Here is a 16,129-nt window from a genome sequence, read left to right as displayed (position 1 = left end):
TGCGAAAGGCCGCCAGGCCTGAGCCTCGAAACCACCACCCTCAGACGAGCAGCAGCCGTGCGCACTCCTCGATCAGGCGCGCTCGCAATGGCTCGCCCCGGGACGCGAACACCCGCTGGGCCTCGGCGTACTCGGCCTTGCCGGCTGCGGTCTCCACCCGGACGGGCGAGTAGCCCAGGTCCGCGAGGTCGTACGGCGCCGCGCGCATGTCGAGCTCGCGGATGTCGCGGGCCAGCTCGAAGCAGTCGGCGACCAGGTCGGAGCTGATCATCGGCGTCAGCCGGAAGGCATGCTTGTACAGGTCCATGCCGGCGTGGAGGCAGGCCGGCTGCTCGAGCTCGACCCGGTCGGCCGACGTCGGCGACAGGGTGTTGAGCGGCGCGGCCGCCGGGGTGAAGAAGCGGTAGGCGTCGAAGTGCGAGCAGGCGATCCGGTGCGACTCGACGACCTCGTCCGTGCCCGCGGGACCCAGCCGCAGCGGCCAGTCGGCGTGCCGGGTCTCGTCCTCCGAGAGCCGGTAGACCATCGCCCACTCGTGCATGCCGAAGCACCCGAAGTTCGCGGAACGACCGGCGGTCGCCCGCAGCAGGCGTGACAGGGCGAGAAGCAGGGGCTGCTGCGAGGCGACGTACGCCGCGTCGACGGCGGTCGAGCCTGCCGAGACGCCGTAGCCCTTGAGCTGTGCGTACTCGGGCGCGTCGGCCAGCGCGACGCCGTACCCCGGGTGCCAGCGGCGCAGCTGGGCCGGGCGCTGCGAGTAGTAGGTGAAGAGGAAGTCGTGGACCGGGTGCTTCACGCTCTCGGAGCGACGCGCCAGGTGGGGCGCGACGAAGGCGTCGACCCGCGCGGCGTGCGCGTCGGCCGACGCCTGCCACGACTCGCGCTCCAACACCCGCACAGCCGCCAAGGCTAGGCGAGGAGGAGCGGCTCAGCCCAACCCGTGACGGGCCCCCGGGCCGACGTGCACGCTCGCGAGGAAGTCGACCATCGAGGCCTCGTCCCAGCCGGCGCCCTTCGGGTACTGGATGCGCACCACACCGGACGGCTCGCCGGGCGTCGTGCGGGTGGCGAGGGTCGTGTAGCCCGAGTCGCCGGACACCCAGAAGCGCCGGCCGTCCCGGTCGACGACGCGACCGTCCGGAGGGTTGGCGTCGAAGAGGATCACGAGCTTGCCCACGAAGACGTCCGGGTCGCTCGACGTCGAGCCGTCGTCGGGCACGATCGTCACCGCCGTCGGCTGCTGCGCCTGCACCGACCAGCCGCGCGGCGTCAGGTCGAAGGTGTACGGCGTCGCCTCGAACGTCTTCGCCACCAGTTCGACGCCGGACGAGGCGATCACGGTGGGCGCGCCCGGCCCGTCGTCGTCGACGACGACACTCACGCCGACGGCCAGCACGGCCACCGAGGCCACGCCCACGAGGCCGGCGCGGAAGCGGCGACGGGTACGTCGGCGCGCGGCGCTCCGGGCGCGCGCCAGGTCGGCAGCGGGGTCCGTGGCGGGACGCTCGGTCGCGGCCACGGACTCGAGCGCGTGCTTGAGGTCGTCGGACGTCACGAGACCTCCAGGGTCAGCCGGTCGAGCGTGCCGAGGTGCTCGCGCAGGTGGGCCAGCGCCCGGGCGTTCTGCGACTTCACGGTGCCCGTGGAGCAGCCGAGGATCCGTGCGGTCTCGGCGACGTCGAGGTCGTGCCAGTGCCGGAGCACGACCACGGCGCGCTGCCGTGGTCCGAGCGAGGCGAGCGCGGCGCGCACCAGCTCGCGGGTCGCGAGGTCGGCGGTCGCGGTGGCCGGCTCGCTCGCCAGCGCGAGCGCGGGGTCGGCGACCACCGACTCGCGGCGCCGGTGGGCGCGGCGCGCCTCGTCGATGAAGACGTGCGTGAGGCTGCGTCGCGCGTACGCGAGCGCGCTGTCGGCACGTCGTACCCGGCCCCAGGCCAGGTAGAGACGGGTCAGGGTGGTCTGCACGACGTCCTCCGCGAAGGCCTCGTCCCCGGCGCACAGCAGGGCCGCCGTCCGCATCAGGTCCGTCCGGTGGGCGCGCGTGAACGCCACGAACTCACTCGATCGCTCGTCGTCGCGCACGCCACTCCTCTCACCCTGATGACGGGTCCTGCCAGCAGAAGGGTTGCATGCAACCTCGGGTCGCCGTGCACCCGTCAACGGGGCGTGAGGACGAGAACGGCGCTCTGCGCCCTGGCCATCTGGGTGGGGGCCGTCCTCGTGGTGACCGGCTGCGCCGCCCCGAGCCACGAGCGGTTGACCCACCAGCAGCCGACCCGCCCCGAGGCCGTGGCGCCGACCCCGGCGGCGATGACCGTCGGGGGGCCGGCGCGGGTCTTCGACCGCACGCAGCACTCGACGACCGATCCCGCCAGCATCTGGGTGGTCGTGAACAAGAAGCACCCGCTCCCGTCCGACTACCGGCCCGCGATCTCCCTGGTGCGCGGCTACCAGGTCGCGACGCCGGCAGCGGGCGAGCTCACCCGCCTGCTCGACGCCAGCGACGACGCCGACCTCGGCTTCAAGATCGCGAGCGCGTTCCGGTCCTACGACTACCAGGCCGGCGTCTACGCGAACGTCGTCACCAGCAGCGGCCAGGAGGCGGCCGACCAGGTCTCGGCGCGGCCCGGCCACAGCGAGCACCAGACCGGGCTCGCGGCGGACCTCGTGACCCCGGCCAACCCGGCCTGCGACTTCGAGGCCTGCTTCGCCCGGACGCCCGGCGGCCGGTGGCTCGCGCAGCACGCCTGGGAGTACGGCTTCATCTTGCGCTACCAGCCCGGCTCCACGGCCGTCACGGGCTACTCGCCGGAGCCCTGGCACCTCCGGTTCGTCGGCCGCGCGCTCGCCGCCGAGCTGCGGCGCACGCACGTCGCGACGCTCGAGGAGTTCTTCCACATCAGCGGCGGCGACTACCCGTAGTCCGGGGGTCGATAGGCTCGGTGGGTGCGCATCGCGAGATTCACCACGGGCGAGGACCCCATGTACGGCGTGGTCACCGGCGAGCTGGACGAGTTCGGGCAGCCGGACCCCGACAGCGTGGTCGTGGCCCTGGCCGGCGACCCCCTGTACGTCGGGGTCAAGCTGCTCGACCAGGAGCACAAGCTGGAGGACGTGCGCCTGCTGGCGCCGGTGCTCCCGCGGAGCAAGGTGGTGGGGATCGGCCGCAACTACGCGGCCCACGCCGCCGAGATGGGCAACGACGTCCCGACCGAGCCGCTGATGTTCCTCAAGCCCAACACCAGCGTGGTGGGCCCGGGCGACCCGATCTTCTACCCGAAGCAGACCAACAACCTCCACTTCGAGGGCGAGCTCGCCGTCGTCATCGGGCGGATCTGCCGCGACGTCCCGCCCGAGCAGGCGACCGACGTCATCCACGGCTACACGATCGCCAACGACGTCACGGCCCGCGACCTGCAGAAGAGCGACGTGCAGTTCACCCGGGCGAAGGGCTTCGACTCGTTCTGCCCGCTCGGCCCGTGGATCGAGACCGACCTGGACCCGCACGACTTCGCCGAGGGCCGCAGCATCCAGACGCACCTCAACGGCGACCTCCAGCAGGACGGGTCCACCAAGGACCTGATCTTCGACATCCCGACGCTGATCTCCCACATCACCAGCGTCATGACGTTGCTGCCCGGCGACGTCATCCTCACCGGCACCCCCGAGGGCGTCGGTCCCATGCAGGTCGGTGACGAGGTCGAGATCTCGATCGCCGGTCTCGGCACTCTCACGAACAAGGTGGCCCAGCGTTGAGCACCCCCGTACGCGTCCGGATGGCTCCGAGCCCGACCGGCTCCCCGCACGTCGGCCTGGTCCGCACCGCTCTCTTCAACTGGGCCTTCGCCCGCCACCACGGTGGCACCTTCGTCTTCCGCATCGAGGACACCGACAAGGAGCGCAGCACGCAGGAGTCGTACGACGCGATCCTGGACCTGATGCGCTGGCTCGGCCTCGACTGGGACGAGGGCCCGGAGGTCGGCGGCCCGTACGCGCCGTACCGCCAGAGCGAGCGCAGCGACCTCTACACGGACGCCCTCGCCAAGCTCGCCGCGTCGTCGTACACCTATGACTGCTTCTGCACGACCGAGGAGGTCGACGCGCGCCGCAAGGCGACCGGCTCCAAGGTGATGGGGTACGACGGCTTCTGCCGCGACCTCGACCCCGCGCAGCGCGCGGCGTGGGAGGCGGAGGGCCGCTCGTCGGTGGTCCGGTTCCGGATGCCCGAGGGCTCGATCACCTGGCAGGACCTGGTGCGTGGCGAGGTGACGTTCGAGACGCAGTACGTCCCCGACTTCGCGCTCTGCCGCGCCAATGGGGACCCGCTCTACACGCTGGTCAACCCGGTCGACGACGCCCTGATGCGGATCACGCACGTGCTGCGCGGTGAGGACCTGCTCTCGAGCACGCCGCGCCAGATCCCGCTGCACGCGGCGCTGATCGAGCTCGGCATCGGCACCGTGATGCCGGAGTTCGGCCACCTGCCGTTCGTGATGGGCGAGGGCAACAAGAAGCTCTCGAAGCGCGACCCCGAGGCGCACGCCCTGGCCTACCGCGACCAGGGCTTCCTGCCCGAGGGGCTGCTCAACTACCTGGCCCTGCTGGGCTGGGCCATCGCGGCGGACCGCGACGTCTTCTCGATGGAGGAGATGGTCGCCGCGTTCGAGATCGGTGACGTGAACCCCAACCCCGCGCGCTTCGACCTCAAGAAGGCCGACGCCATCAACTCGGCCCAGATGCGGCTGCTGTCGGTCGACGAGATCACCGACCGCGCGCTGCCGTTCCTCAAGGCGGCCGGTGTGGTCTCCGACCCGGTCAGCGACGCCGACGCGCAGCTGCTGGAGCAGGCGATGCCGCTGGTCGCCGAGCGCATCAACAAGCTCACCGAGGCCGTCGACATGCTGGGCTTCCTCTTCGTCGACGAGGCGGCGTTCGTCGTCGACCCGACCGATGCGGAGAAGCTGCTCAACGACGACGGCCGCGCCGTCGTGGCTCGTGCGATGAGCCGTCTCGAGACCCTCGAGAGCTGGTCGACCGCCGCGATCCAGGACGCCCTCCAGGCCGAGCTCGTGGACGGCATGGGACTGAAGCCGCGCAACGCGTTCGGTCCGGTGCGCGTCGCCGTGACGGGTCGCCGGATCTCCCCGCCGCTCTTCGAGTCGATGGAGCTGCTCGGCCGCGAGCGCTCGCTGGGTCGGCTCCAGAGCGCGCTCGGCTGACATGCCGGCGCTGCCAGGCCCCGGCCTGCCGTACCACCTCGTCCAACGGGGCGGCCGGCCCGGCGTGTGGCGGGTGTTCGCCGGCGTCTTCCTGCTGGTCGCGTCGTTCCTCGTCCTCGTGCCGTTCCTCGTCCAGCTGCCGTTCGCCGTCGGGTTCGCGGTGGCCGGCCGGGACGTCGGCGACCAGCTCGCCCGGATCACCGACTTCGATCACCCGACCCCCTTGGGGCTCGCGTACCTCAACCTCGCGCTCGCGGGCGCCATCCCCGTCGCCTGGCTGCTGACCCGGGCACTGCACGGCTTGCGTCCCGGTTGGCTCGCCTCGATCGCGCCGCGGATCCGGTGGCGCTGGCTGCTGGTCTGCTTCGGGCTCGCGTTCGTCGCCCTGTTCGCGACCCTGGTCGTCTCGGCGCTCGTGCCGTCCTCGGCGGACGACCCGCAGATGAGCGGGCACCTCAACGACTTCACCAGCACGACGCGGGACTACCTGCTCGTCATCCTGCTGCTCACGCCGCTGCAGGCCGCGGGGGAGGAGTACGCCTTCCGCGGCTACCTGACCCAGGCCTTCGGCAACCTCTTCGGCAACGTGCTCGGCGGGGCCTGGGCGGCCGTGTTCTTCCCGGCGCTGCTCTTCGCCCTCGCCCACGGGAGCCAGAGCGCCCCGGTCTTCTTCGACCGGTTCGCCTTCGGCATCGTCGCGGGACTGGCCGTGGTGCTCACCGGCGGGCTGGAGGCGGGCATCGCGATGCACGTCCTCAACAACTGGCTCGCGTTCGGCCTGGCGCTCGCCTTCAGCGACATGGCGTCGACGCTCAACCCCACTGGCGACAGCTGGTGGACCATCCCGGTGACGCTGACGCAGTCACTCGTCTACCTGGCCCTGGTCCTGCTCCTGGCCCGCAGGATGGGGGTCCGCACGACCACCGAAACGCCCGCTGGAGCAGGCGTTTTGGTCGGCTCCGGACCTCGCGTGTAAGGTTTCTTCTCGGCCCGGAGACGGGCCATTGGGATATGGTGTAATTGGCAACACGACTGGTTCTGGTCCAGTTATTCTAGGTTCGAGTCCTAGTATCCCAGCGGAGATCGCGGCCCCCGAGGTTGCTCGGAAGAGCCGCGATTTTGTGCGTCACGAAGGCTAACGCTAGAGTTTCGCAGGTTGCTCGGGAGGACATTCCAGAGCACACGCCCCCGTTGTGTAGCGGCCTAGCACGCCGCCCTCTCAAGGCGGTAGCGCCGGTTCGAATCCGGTCGGGCCTCGGCCAGCGGAGACGCTGGCCGAGGCCCTTGCTGCATTTCCCGGCAAGCCCGTCGCGGGCAACGCCCGCCTGCGGCCCCTCAGCCCAGGGTGCCGCGAGCCAGGCCGAGCTCGCTCTCGGTGACGAGGAAGACCAGTTCCTCGACCGAGGAGTAGTCGAGGGTCTCGCGCATCACGGTATGGACCGTGAGGCCGTCGACGACCGCCATGATCCGGGCCGCCGAGACGCGCGGGTCGGGGCAGTCGAAGTCGCCGTCGGCGGCGCCGCGGGCCAGGAGGCCTGCCAGGCGTCCGTTCCAGGCCGCGGTGAGCCGTCGTACCGCCTCGTTGAGGGCGGGCCGGCGCCGGCTGGCGTGCCAGGCATCCACCCACAGCGTGTTCATCCCGTCGCGCGCCTGGTCGACGAGGGCCGCGAGGTAGCCGCGCAGCGCGGCGACCGGCTCGGGTGCCAGCGCCGCGAAGGTCTCCTCGAGCTCGGCCTCGGCGGCGCCGCTGAACGCCTCGGCGAGGAGGTCGTCGACAGCGGGGAAGTAGTGGCTGACCAGGCTCCCGGTCACCCCGAGGTCATCGGCGACCCGGCGCAGGGTCACCTGGTCCAGTCCCTCGCTCAGCGCGATCCGGATCGCCGCCGCCACGATCTCGGCCCGGCGGTCCGCTGCTGACCGGCGGATCCGAACTTTCTGCTCGGTAACCCTTGACGTCACGTAGATCACATTATTGACTTCCTGCTCAACAAGCAATTGATCTGATGCTCAATAAGCACGGAGGCCACCATGGCAGCGGACGGAATGACAGGCGCCGACCAGTTCGGGCACATCGAGGCGCGTGGCATCGACTACGTGCCGGCGTCGGAGCGCCACGGCCGGCCCCGGGAGCTCTTCTGGGTCTGGGCGGCTGCGAACGTCAACTACCTCTACATCGTGCTGGGTGGGCTGCTCATGGTCCTCGGGCTCAACGTGTGGCAGGGCATGGCCGTGGTGCTGGTCGGCAACCTCTTCTGGGTCGCGATCGGCGTCCTCGCGACGAGTGGCCCGCCGGCCGGCGCCCCGAGCAGCGTGATCTCGCGCAGCATGTTCGGGGTCCGCGGCAACCGGGTCTACACCGGGCTCTTCAACTGGCCGTCGTTCATCGCCTACGAGGCGATCAACCTCTGCCTCGGTTCGCTGGCCGGCTTCGCCCTCGCCGACCACCTCGGACTCGCGACCGACCGGCCGACCAAGTTCCTCGTGGTGGTCGCGACCGCCGCGGTCACGCTCGTCATCAGCGTCTACGGTCACGCCACGATCCTGCGGATGAGCGGGGTGTTCACCGCCGTGCTCGCCGCGGCGATGGTGGTGCTCGGCGGGTACGTGGTCACCCAGGCGGACTGGGGCTACGTCGCCGACGCCTCGATCCGGCCGAGCGGCGGCATGCTCTGGGGCACGATGCTGCTCGGCATCACCGTGATCGCGTCGTCGCCGCTCTCGTGGGGCATCTCGGCCGACTACGCGCGCTACCTGCCGGCTGATGTCTCCAAGCCCGCCGTCGCGGCGTTCACCACGCTGGGCGGGTTCATCCCGGCGGTCGCCCTCGGCTGGATCGGCGTGCTCGCCGGGAGCCTGGTCGACATGAACGACCCGCAGACCAGCCTGGCCGAGGTGCTGCCCGGGTGGTTCTACCCCGTCTTCCTGCTGATGATCGTGCTCGGCTGCGTCACCAACAACATCTTGACGATGTACAGCTCGGGCCTCTGCCTCCAGGCCGTCGGCATCCGGCTGCCGCGCTCCATCACTGTCCTCTTCGACGGCGCCCTGGGCGTCGCGCTGGCCTGCTACGCGCTGTTCGTCTCCGACTTCACCTCGACGCTGAACAACATCCTCGAGCTCTCGGTGGCGCTGCTCGGGCCCTGCATCGCGATCTACCTCGCCGACATCACGCTGCGCCGCAACAGCTACGACGGCCGGCTGCTCCACGAAGAAACGCCGGACAGCCCGTTCTGGTTCCACGGTGGGGTGAACTGGGCCGGCTTCGCCGCGCTCGGTGCCGGCACCTTCGCCGCGTCCCTGTGGCTGAACACGACGTCGTACGTCGGTCCGCTCGCGGCTCGCTTCGACGGGGCCGACCTGTCGAGCCTGGTCGGCCCCGTGGTCGCGATCGGGGTGTACGTCATCCTGGTGAAGGTCCTCTATCCGGAGCACATCGTGCGACCGGTCCCGACCGTGGTCCCGGCGAAGCAGATGGCTGAGGTGGCGTGATGAGTGTCGACGGCCAGCAGTGGCGGATGCCCGCGGAGACCGCGGAGCAGGAGAAGGTCTGGATGGGCTTCCCCCCGGAGGACCTCTATGACGACGACCCCGAGGTGGCTCGGCAGACGTGGTCGGCCGTGGCCAACGCGGTCTCGGACTTCGAGCCGGTCACGATGCTCGTCGACCCCCGCGACCGGGACCGGGCGCGCCGCTACGTGAGCGACGCGGTCGAGCTGGTCGAGGTGGGCATGGACGACGCCTGGCTCCGTGACATCGGCCCGTCGTTCGTGCTGGACCAGGCCGGCAGCCTCGGCGCGGTCGACTGGGTCTTCAACGGCTGGGGCCAGCAGCCCTGGACCCGGTGGGACATGGACGCCCAGGTGGGACGGACGGTCGCCGACCTGTCCGGGGCCACCACCGTGACGAGCGCCCTGGTCAACGAGGGCGGCGGCTTCCAGGTCGACGGCAACGGCACGGTCCTCCTCACCGAGACTGTCCAGCTCGACCCCCTGCGCAACCCCGGCGCGACCAGGGCCGACGTCGAGGCCGAGCTGGCCCGCACGATCGGCGCCACGCACGCGGTCTGGCTGCCCCGCGGGCTCCACCGCGACGCCGGCCACTTCGGCACCAAGGGCCACGTGGACATGGTCGCTGCGATCTCGTCGCCGGGCCGGCTGCTGGTGCACGTGCAGGACGACGCCTCGCACCCGGACCATGCGATCACCCGCGAGATCCTCGCGGTGCTGCGCGAGGCGCGCGACGTGGACGGCAAGCCGTTCGAGATCGTCGAGCTGCCCGCACCCCGGACGCTGACCGACGACGAGGGGTGGGTCGACTACAGCTACATCAACCACCTGGTCGTCAACGGCGGCGTCATCGCGTGCGGCTACGACGACCCGAACGACACGGACGCCCGGGCGATCCTGGCGGAGGCCTACCCGGGCCGCGAGGTGGTCATGCTCGACGCCCGGCCGATCCTGGCCCGCGGCGGCGGCATCCACTGCATCACCCAGCAGCAGCCGAAGGCGGTGCGGTCGTGATCGACGTCGTCGAGGTGAGCATCGCCGACCTGGGCGCGGCGCTCGAGGCGGGGGAGACCACCAGCGTCGAGCTGGTCGCGGCCTACCTGAACCGGATCGCCGCCTACGACCGTGCCGGCATCGCGCTCAACTCCGTCCCGGTGCTCAACCCGTCGGTCTTCGCCGACGCCGCGGCCTCCGACGCCCGCCGGGCGCGGGGCGAGGCCAGGGGCCCGCTGGACGGCATCCCGTACACGGCCAAGGACAGCTACCAGGCCGAGGGCCTGACGGTCGCAGCGGGATCGCCCGCCTTCGCGGACCTGGTCGCCCAGCGCGACGCGTTCACCATCGAGCGGCTGCGGGCGGCCGGTGCCGTCCTGGTCGGCCTGACGAACATGCCTCCGATGGCCAACGGGGGCATGCAGCGCGGCGTCTACGGCCGGGCCGAGAGTCCCTACAACGCGGCGTACCTGACGTCCGCCTTCGGCTCCGGATCCTCCAACGGGTCCGGCACCTCGACGGCCGCCAGCTTCGCGGCCTTCGGTCTCGGCGAGGAGACCTGGTCCTCCGGCCGGGCGCCTGCCTCCAACAACGCGCTGGTCGCCTACACGCCGTCGCGCGGGGTGATCTCGATGCGTGGGAACTGGCCGCTGGTGCCGACCATGGACGTCGTCGTGCCGCACACCCGGACGGTGGACGACCTGCTCGCCGTGCTCGAGGTGGTCGTCGCCGACGACAGCGAGACCCGGGGCGACTTCTGGCGGGTGCAGCCGTGGGTGGAGCTGCCCGCCGCCTCCGAGGTGCGGCCGACGGACTACGCCGGGCTCCGCGACGGGGGAGCCCTGGCCGGCAAGCGGCTCGGTGTGCCCCGGATGTACATCGGCGCGGACGGCGGTGCCGATCGCCCGATCGAGACCGCCGACGAGGTCGTCGCGCTGTGGTCGTCGGCGCGCAAGCAGCTGGAGGCGCTGGGTGCCGAGGTCGTCGAGGTGGACTTCCCGGTGGTGTCGAACTACGAGAACGACCGACCCGGGACCCGGTCGATGGTCGATCGGGGACTGGTGCCGGCGGAGTTCGCCGAGCACGAGATCTGGGACCTGTCGATGCTGGCCTGGGACGACTTCCTCGAGGCCAACGGCGACCCTGCCCTGAACCACCTGGCGGACGTGGACGGGCCGGCGATCTTCCCGCAGCCCGACGGCGCGCTGCTCGACCAGTACGGCGAGCACGACTTCGACGTCGCCGACTACGTGACCCGGGCCCGGGCCGGTCTGCTGCCCCTGGCGGAGATCCCGACGATCGCCGAGGGGCTGCAGGGCCTGGAGGCCACGCGCCGCCTCGACTTCGAGGACTGGCTCGACGACCTGGGCCTGGACGCCGTCGTCTTCCCGGCCGTCGCCGACATCGGACCGGCGGACGCCGACGTGGACCCGGACTCGGCCGCGCTGGCGTGGCGCAACGGCACCTGGGTGGCGAACGGCAACCTCGTCGTGCGGCACCTGGGGATCCCCACGGTCACCGTGCCGATGGGGACCCGCGCCGACATCGGCATGCCGGTCGGGCTGACGATCGCGGGCAGGGCCTACGACGACAGCAACCTGCTGCGGTACGGCTACGCGTTCGAGCAGTCGTCGCGCCTGCGCACCCCGCCCGCCCGCACGCCCCGCCTCGCGACGTCCGCCCCGACCCTCCGAGACGGAGCGCCGGGCGACGGACCGGTGTCGCTGAGCCTGACCGCCGTCGAGCGCGACGGTGCGGTCCACGTCGAGGCGCGGACCGACCGCCCGGCCGACGTCGCCGTCTTCGTGGCCGGCGTCCCGGTCACCAACTGCGCGGCCGTGCCCCTGGCGCCCCAGCCGCCGCACAGCCAGTGGCGCGCGCCGTACGGCGCCCTGGTCGTCGCCCTCGCGCGAACCGCCACCGGCCACACTGCTGGTGCGCTCTGCGTCTCGTCCGGCCCCCTCTAAGGAGCACACACCATGGAACCCCAGTACGACGTCATCGTGATCGGCGCCGGAGTCACCGGGCTCACCGCGGCGTACCGGCTCGAGCAGGCCGGCCGCTCGGTGCTGGTGCTCGAAGCACGCGACCGCGTCGGCGGCCGGCTGAGCACCGAGACCCACGACGGCGTCGCCTTCGAGGTCGGCGGGCAGTGGGTCTCGCCCGACCAGGACGCCCTGATCGGCCTGCTCGACGAGCTGGGGCTGGGGACCTACCCGCGCCACCGCGACGGCGCCTCTCTCTACGTGCCCCGCGACGGCGGGCCGCGCCGGTTCGAGGGACCGGACATCCCGGTCAGCCCCGGGACCGCCGCCGCGATGGCGCACGTCACCGAGCTGCTCGACGACCTCGCCCACCGGATGGACCCCGAGCGACCCTGGGAGATGCCCGGTGCCGCCGAGCTCGACCGCACCACCTTCGCGGCGTGGCTCGAGGCGAACTGCGCCGACGAGGAGGCGCGGGACAACATCGGTCTCTACATCGGCCCGGCGATGCTCACCAAGCCGGTGCACCAGATCTCGGCGCTGCAGGCCGTGCTGATGGCGGCCAGCGCCGGGACGTTCAGCAACCTGGTCGACGCCGACTTCATCCTCGACCGGCGGGTCGTCGGCGGCCTCCAGTCGGTGCCGCTGGCGCTGGCCGAGAGGCTCGGTGACCGGGTCCGGCTCGGTGCCGACGTCACCGGCATCACCTGGTCCGAGGACGGCGCGGTCGTGGTCGTCGACGGCGCCGCGCTGACCACGTCGAACGTGGTCGTCGCCGTGCCGCCGACCCACGTGCAGCGGGTGCGCTTCACCCCGTCGCTGCCGCCGCTGCACACGCAGGCGCGGATGCACCAGTCCTTCGGCTTCGTGCTGAAGGTGCAGGCCCGGTACGCCGCGCCGTTCTGGCGCGACGGCGGGCTGAGCGGCACCGGCTTCGCGCCGTACGAGCTGGTGCACGAGATCTACGACAACACGCTCGACGGCGACGCCGGAGGCACGCTGGTGGGCTTCGTGTCCGACGTGCACGCCGACGAGCTGGCGGTGCTCGACACCGACGAGCGCCGGTCGCGGGTGCTCGCGTCCCTGGCCGTCTACTTCGGCGACGAGGCCCTGGAGCCGGTGAGCTACGTCGAGAGCCAGTGGCACACCGAGGCCCTGACCGGCGGGGCCTACGGGACCAGCTTCGGTCCCGGCGGCATCACGCGCTTCATGCCGACCCTCAAGCAGAGCGTCGGCCCGCTGCACTTCGGGAGCAGCGACGTCGCCGGGCTCGGCTTCCAGCACGTGGACGGTGCCGTCCGGGTCGGGACGCAGATCGCCGGACGACTGATCCCCTGAGACGCTTGGCCCACCTACCTTGAGGAGCTGCACCATGGCTGACTACGCCGTCACCGATCCCGCCACCGGCGAGGTCGTCCGGGAGTACCCGACCGCGACAGACGTCCAGATCCAGGAGGCGCTCGCCGCTGCCGCAGACGCCCGCACCTGGGGCCGGGCCTCCACCACCGCCGAGCGCGCCGCGCTGGTGCGCCGGGTCGCCGAGCTGCACACCGAGCGGCGCGAGGACCTGGCCGCGATCATCACCCGCGAGATGGGCAAGCCGGTCGAGGAGGCGCTGGGCGAGGTCGACTTCGCCGCGGAGATCTACGGCTACTACGCCGACCACGCCGAGGAGTTCCTGGCCGACGAGCAGGTCGAGCTGCTCGCCGGCGACGGCTCGGCCGTCATCCGCCGGTCGCCGTACGGCGCGCTGCTCGGGATCATGCCGTGGAACTTCCCGTACTACCAGGTCGCTCGGTTCGCCGGCCCCAACCTCGCAGTCGGCAACACCATCCTGCTCAAGCACGCGCCGCAGTGCCCGGAGTCGGCCGCCGCGATCCAGCAGATCTTCACCGACGCCGGCGTCCCGGCGGGCGCCTACGTCAACGTCTACGCCACCAACGACCAGGTCGCGACGATGATCGCGGACCCGCGGGTCGCCGGGGTCTCACTGACAGGCTCCGAGCGCGCCGGTGCCGCCGTGGCCGAGCTCGCGGGACGGCACCTCAAGAAGGTCGTGCTCGAGCTCGGCGGATCCGACCCGTTCGTGCTGCTGTCGACCGATGACCTCGACGCCACCGTCGAGGCCGCCGTGGAGGCACGGCTCGACAACGCCGGCCAGGCGTGCAACGCCGCGAAGCGGTTCATCGTCGCCGAGGACCTCTACGAGCCGTTCGTCGAGCGGTTCACGGCCGCCGTGCTCGGGCGCGGCGACGCCGTCGCGCCGCTGTCCTCCCTGGCAGCGGCCGAACGACTCCAGGACCAGGTCGACCGGGCCGTCGCCGCCGGCGCAGAGATCGCGACCGCCGGGGCACGGTCCGGCGCGCACTTCCCGCCGGCCGTGCTCACCGGCGTCCGGGCCGAGCACGACGCCTACCACGAGGAGTTCTTCGGCCCGGTCGCGATGGTCTTCTCGGCCGGGAGCGAGCAGGCCGCGATCGAGCTCGCCAACGACACCCCCTACGGTCTCGGCTCCTACGTCTTCACGACCGACCCTGAGCAGGCCGCCCGCGTCGCGGACGCGATCGACGCCGGCATGGTGTTCGTCAACGGCGTCCTGCTCGACGGCGTCGAGCTGCCCTTCGGCGGCGTCAAGCGGTCCGGCTTCGGTCGCGAGCTCGGGCGCTTCGGCATGGAGGAGTTCGTCAACAAGAAGCTGATCCGCAGCGTCACCCCGCTGCCGGGCGCAGCGGGGTGAACGTCGTGCCGGAGTCCGGGCGCTCGGCCTGATCTGCCGTCCGCGTGAGTTTCATCGGTCGGCCGATGAAACTCACGCTTGGACGACAAAGCTTCATCGTCCAAGCAACAGCTTTGTCGGCCGGCCGATGAAACTCTCGCGTCCCGCCGCTGGCGAGCTGACGTCGGCTGCGAGCGGTCTCAGGTCCAGTCGACCGAGAAGTACTGCGTCTCGGTGAACGCCCGGACGCCCTCGCGGGCGCCCTCACGGCCGAGGCCGCTCTGCTTGACGCCGCCGAACGGGGCGGCCGGGTCGGAGACCACACCGCGGTTGATGCCGACCATGCCGGCCTCGATCCGCTCGGCGAGCCGCAGCGCCCAGCGCAGGTCGCGGGAGTAGACGTAGCTCGCGAGCCCGAGCTCGGTGTCGTTGACCTGGCGGAGCAGGTCGGCCTCGTCGCTCCAGGTGACGACGGGTGCGACGGGTCCGAAGGCCTCGGTGCGCACGACCTCCGCGTCCGGGGGTACGTCGGTCAGCAGGGTCGGCGGGTAGAAGTGCCCGGCCAGCGTGGTGCTCGGCGCCCGGTGGCTGATCCGCGCCCCGCGGGCGATCGCGTCGTCGACCAGCGACGTCAGGTTGCCGACCGCCTTCGCGCTGATCATCGGGCCGATCGTGGTGGCCTCGTCGAACGGGCTGCCGACCACGAGGTCCTCGATCGCTGCTCCGAAGCGCGCCACGAACTCGGCCGCCACGTCGGCGTGCACGTAGAAGCGGTTGGCCGCCGTGCAGGCCTGGCCACCGTTGCGGAACTTGGCGATCATCGCGCCGGCCACCGCCGCCTCGATGTCGGCGTCGGCGGCCACGACGAACGGGGCGTTGCCGCCGAGCTCCATCGAGGAGTTCACCACGCGTTCGGCGGCCTGGCCGAGCAGCAGCCGGCCGACGCCGGTGGAGCCGGTGAAGGAGATCTTGCGGACCCGGGCGTCGGCGAGCCAGGTGCCGACGATCGCGCCAGGATCGGTGCCGGTGACGACGTTGACGACACCGGCCGGGACTCCCGCCTCCTCGAGGATCCGCGCCACGGCGAGGGCGGTCAGCGGGGTCTCGGTGGCAGGCTTCAGCACGACGGTGCAGCCGGCCGCGAGGGCCGAGCCGATCTTGCGGGTCGCCATCGCCGCCGGGAAGTTCCACGGGGTGACCAGCGCGGCGACCCCGACCGGACGGCTGGTCACGATCGTCCGGGTGCCGCCGTTCGGCGACTCGGCGTAGCCGCCCTCGGGACGGACCGCCTCCTCGGCGAACCAGCGGAAGAACTCGGCGGCGTACCCGACCTCGGCGCGGGCGTCGGTCAGGGACTTGCCGTTCTCGGCGGAGATGAGCGCTGCGAGCTCCTCGCGACGCTCGGTCATCAGGGCGAAGGCGCCGTGCAGGGCATCACTCCGCTGCCGGGGCGGGGTGGCGGCCCAGGCCGGGAAGGCGGCGGCCGCCGCGTCGACGGCCGCGATCGCCTCGGGAGCGCCGCCGTCCGCGAAGGTCGCGAGGTGGGCGCCGGTCGCCTTGTCGAGGACGGCGAAGGTACGGCCGTCGACGGCCGCGAGCCCGTCGCCGTCGAGGTGCTGTCCGTGGCCGGGGTCGAGCGCGCTGATGGTGGCGTGCACGGAGGCGGGGACCAGGGAGGTCGCGTCGGTGGTGATCGTCATGAGGAGGTCT

Annotated in this window: 14 protein-coding genes and 1 tRNA gene; 10 read left to right on the top strand and 5 right to left on the bottom strand. The window is 71.7% G+C overall.

Going from position 1 to position 16,129, the window contains the following annotated elements:
* Positions 1-40: 40 nt before the first annotated feature.
* Genes ASC77_RS04835 through ASC77_RS04825 form a run of 3 tightly spaced genes read right to left on the bottom strand, consistent with a single transcriptional unit; the run spans position 41 to position 2,082 of the window.
* A complete protein-coding gene (locus tag ASC77_RS04835) occupies positions 41-898 on the bottom strand; it encodes a hypothetical protein (protein WP_056149305.1) in 858 nt (285 codons plus the stop codon).
* 30 nt (positions 899-928) lie between these two features.
* On the bottom strand, positions 929-1,555 hold the full coding sequence (locus ASC77_RS04830) for a hypothetical protein (protein WP_056149303.1): 627 nt from the start codon (positions 1,553-1,555) through the stop codon (positions 929-931).
* Positions 1,552-2,082: a SigE family RNA polymerase sigma factor gene (locus ASC77_RS04825; RefSeq protein WP_056149302.1), complete on the bottom strand. Its 531-nt coding sequence runs from the start codon at positions 2,080-2,082 to the stop codon at positions 1,552-1,554. The genes ASC77_RS04830 and ASC77_RS04825 overlap by 4 nt, the downstream gene beginning before the upstream one ends.
* Positions 2,083-2,166: 84 nt before the next feature.
* Here ASC77_RS04825 and ASC77_RS04820 point away from each other — a divergent pair, with 84 nt between their 5' ends.
* The 5 genes from ASC77_RS04820 to ASC77_RS04800 all read left to right on the top strand — a co-directional run bounded on the left by ASC77_RS04820 (position 2,167) and on the right by ASC77_RS04800 (position 6,296).
* Positions 2,167-2,922, top strand: a complete 756-nt coding sequence (locus ASC77_RS04820; protein ID WP_162249789.1) for a M15 family metallopeptidase — start codon at positions 2,167-2,169, stop codon at positions 2,920-2,922.
* 24 nt (positions 2,923-2,946) lie between these two features.
* The gene (locus ASC77_RS04815) at positions 2,947-3,756 is read left to right on the top strand and encodes a fumarylacetoacetate hydrolase family protein (protein ID WP_056149299.1); all 810 of its coding nucleotides are present in this window, start codon (positions 2,947-2,949) and stop codon (positions 3,754-3,756) included.
* A 20-nt stretch (positions 3,757-3,776) separates the two neighbouring features.
* On the top strand, positions 3,777-5,219 hold the full coding sequence (gene gltX, locus ASC77_RS04810; RefSeq protein WP_056149297.1) for a glutamate--tRNA ligase: 1,443 nt from the start codon (positions 3,777-3,779) through the stop codon (positions 5,217-5,219).
* Between the two features lies 1 nt (position 5,220).
* Entirely contained in the window at positions 5,221-6,195 is a 975-nt protein-coding gene (locus ASC77_RS04805; RefSeq protein WP_056149295.1) for a CPBP family intramembrane glutamic endopeptidase, read from the top strand.
* A gap of 29 nt (positions 6,196-6,224) precedes the next feature.
* Positions 6,225-6,296, top strand: a tRNA-Gln gene (locus tag ASC77_RS04800).
* A gap of 258 nt (positions 6,297-6,554) precedes the next feature.
* Here ASC77_RS04800 and ASC77_RS04790 read toward each other — a convergent pair.
* The gene (locus tag ASC77_RS04790) at positions 6,555-7,178 is read right to left on the bottom strand and encodes a TetR/AcrR family transcriptional regulator (RefSeq protein ID WP_162249788.1); all 624 of its coding nucleotides are present in this window, start codon (positions 7,176-7,178) and stop codon (positions 6,555-6,557) included.
* Positions 7,179-7,247: 69 nt separating this feature from the next.
* Between ASC77_RS04790 and ASC77_RS04785 the strand changes: the two genes are divergently transcribed.
* The 5 genes from ASC77_RS04785 to ASC77_RS04765 are packed head-to-tail and all read left to right on the top strand — an operon-like array spanning position 7,248 to position 14,440.
* Positions 7,248-8,708: a purine-cytosine permease family protein gene (locus ASC77_RS04785; RefSeq protein ID WP_082574447.1), complete on the top strand. Its 1,461-nt coding sequence runs from the start codon at positions 7,248-7,250 to the stop codon at positions 8,706-8,708.
* Positions 8,708-9,739 carry an agmatine/peptidylarginine deiminase gene (locus tag ASC77_RS04780; protein ID WP_200944887.1) on the top strand — a complete coding sequence of 344 codons (1,032 nt, stop codon included), beginning with the start codon at positions 8,708-8,710 and terminating at the stop codon, positions 9,737-9,739. Before ASC77_RS04785 ends, ASC77_RS04780 begins: the two co-directional genes overlap by 1 nt.
* Positions 9,736-11,685: an amidase gene (locus tag ASC77_RS04775; RefSeq protein WP_056149289.1), complete on the top strand. Its 1,950-nt coding sequence runs from the start codon at positions 9,736-9,738 to the stop codon at positions 11,683-11,685. The genes ASC77_RS04780 and ASC77_RS04775 overlap by 4 nt, the downstream gene beginning before the upstream one ends.
* 12 nt (positions 11,686-11,697) lie before the next feature.
* Complete coding sequence (locus ASC77_RS04770; RefSeq protein ID WP_056149287.1) at positions 11,698-13,041, top strand: flavin monoamine oxidase family protein; 1,344 nt, start codon at positions 11,698-11,700, stop codon at positions 13,039-13,041.
* Positions 13,042-13,075: 34 nt separating this feature from the next.
* On the top strand, positions 13,076-14,440 hold the full coding sequence (locus tag ASC77_RS04765; protein ID WP_056149285.1) for an NAD-dependent succinate-semialdehyde dehydrogenase: 1,365 nt from the start codon (positions 13,076-13,078) through the stop codon (positions 14,438-14,440).
* A gap of 179 nt (positions 14,441-14,619) precedes the next feature.
* On the opposite strand, the gene ASC77_RS04760 is transcribed toward ASC77_RS04765, so the two are convergent.
* Positions 14,620-16,119, bottom strand: coding sequence for an NAD-dependent succinate-semialdehyde dehydrogenase (locus ASC77_RS04760; protein ID WP_056149283.1), 1,500 nt, complete (start codon positions 16,117-16,119; stop codon positions 14,620-14,622).
* Positions 16,120-16,129 lie beyond the last annotated feature (10 nt).

Origin of the sequence: Nocardioides sp. Root1257, from assembly GCF_001425175.1 — a bacterium.
In the GTDB taxonomy this organism is placed as follows: domain Bacteria; phylum Actinomycetota; class Actinomycetes; order Propionibacteriales; family Nocardioidaceae; genus Nocardioides.
This window is presented reverse-complemented; position numbering and strand designations above follow the sequence as displayed.

Coding starts and splice junctions, on each gene's coding strand:
- gltX (WP_056149297.1), top strand. CDS start 3,777: ATGGCTCCGAGCCCGACCGGCTCCCCGCACGTCGGCCTGGTCCGCACC.
- ASC77_RS04785 (WP_082574447.1), top strand. CDS start 7,248: ATGGCAGCGGACGGAATGACAGGCGCCGACCAGTTCGGGCACATCGAG.
- ASC77_RS04770 (WP_056149287.1), top strand. CDS start 11,698: ATGGAACCCCAGTACGACGTCATCGTGATCGGCGCCGGAGTCACCGGG.
- ASC77_RS04805 (WP_056149295.1), top strand. CDS start 5,221: ATGCCGGCGCTGCCAGGCCCCGGCCTGCCGTACCACCTCGTCCAACGG.
- ASC77_RS04765 (WP_056149285.1), top strand. CDS start 13,076: ATGGCTGACTACGCCGTCACCGATCCCGCCACCGGCGAGGTCGTCCGG.
- ASC77_RS04780 (WP_200944887.1), top strand. CDS start 8,708: ATGAGTGTCGACGGCCAGCAGTGGCGGATGCCCGCGGAGACCGCGGAG.
- ASC77_RS04760 (WP_056149283.1), bottom strand. CDS start 16,119: ATGACGATCACCACCGACGCGACCTCCCTGGTCCCCGCCTCCGTGCAC.